This is a genomic window from Peptococcaceae bacterium (assembly GCA_024655825.1).
Lineage (GTDB): Bacteria > Bacillota > Peptococcia > DRI-13 > PHAD01 > JANLFJ01.
In genome coordinates this window covers 1-1,352 of sequence record JANLFJ010000088.1, presented here as the reverse complement: position 1 = coordinate 1,352, position 1,352 = coordinate 1, and the positions used below count along the sequence as shown (strand labels likewise).

The window sequence follows — 1,352 nt, the reverse complement described above, 5'->3', positions numbered from 1 at the left end:
GAGTTCAGATTCCACCTTGGTGACTCATCTACATTTTTGGCGAGAAAAGCAAAAGAATAATGCGACATCACCGCACAGGTCGGTTCCACAGGTCGAAGCACCGGAGAGCACTTGCGCTTTAAGGTACGAGTGAACGGTGAAAAGCCAAACCCAAGAAACTATCTGCCGTAAGTAGGATGAAAAACGATGCTGCGGATTAGAAAAATGAGTGGCTTCCGATGATGTGTTAGATAATGAACTATAGCCCTCGCTCTGCCTGAGTTTGTTAAACTGTGGTATAATTATAATCAATAATGCGAAAAAGGAGGAATGCGTTTGGAACGATATAGCCGAGTTGTCGCGTTGTGGCAGTCATACAAAATCATGTCCACCGCCGATCTTGATAAATACCTTGACAGCTTCCGCATCCTGTTTGCGTTCCATTCCGGAAAGATAGAGAATGAGGAAATCACCTATCACGATACAAGGGAAATCTTTGAAAACGGCAGGGTTGTGGACTATACCGGAAGTCCCCGTGCCCTGTTTGAACAGCAAAATCAAAAGCTGTGCTATGAGTTTTTGAAAGAAAAAATCGTGAAAAAGGAGCTTCTCAGCATAGAGTTGGTTAAGGAAATTCACAAGGTTCTCACCAGCGGAACTTACGATGAGCGCAGGTATATTGAAAATGAGGAGCGGCCAGGCGAATTTAAAAAGCACGATTATGTAACCGGCATCCATGAGGTGGGCTCCGCTGCAGAAGATGTGGAAAACGACCTGACGGAACTGATTGCCGAAGTAAATGCGTATGAGGAAAAGGATGTTTTGAAAGCTGCCGCCTACCTTCACGCGCGGTTTGAGTATATCCATCCCTTTGCAGACGGCAACGGGCGTGTCGGCAGGACGCTCATGAATTACTATCTCATGACACATAACCACCCGCCTCTCATCGTTTATAACGAGGATAAGCGGATATATTACGAGTGCCTGCAAAAGTATGATGAAGCCGAGGAATTAAATCCCCTGTACGAGTTTTTTAAGTATGAAACGGAAAAGACATGGGAAAAGGCGCTGGCTCTTGCCGACGGCATGAAGCCGGACCGCAAAGGTTTGTCGGATTTTACCCAGAGTATGTAGCCAACAGAATAAATATGCAAACAAAAGTCATCTCGAAAGGGATGGCTTTTTTTGTTCGCCCGGCATGCCTGCCGAGCCGATGGGTTGAAAGAAACCCTGTCACCCGACCAGCGGGAAAGCCCAATAGCTGGATAACCTAGTAGGTTAGGATGGATGCGTTCAAGCTCAGGGAAGCAGGCTTAATCGGGGAAGCCCTGTATCATCCTGTTAAAACAGGTAAGCTCAAACAAGTGGAAACA

1 protein-coding gene is annotated in these 1,352 nt (G+C 46.3%); it reads left to right on the top strand.

All coding sequences use genetic code 11. The features are described 5' to 3' along the window. The first annotated feature begins 315 nt into the window (after positions 1-315). Positions 316-1,113, top strand: a complete 798-nt coding sequence (locus tag NUV48_15530) for a Fic family protein (protein ID MCR4443542.1) — start codon at positions 316-318, stop codon at positions 1,111-1,113. Positions 1,114-1,352: the final 239 nt, after the last annotated feature.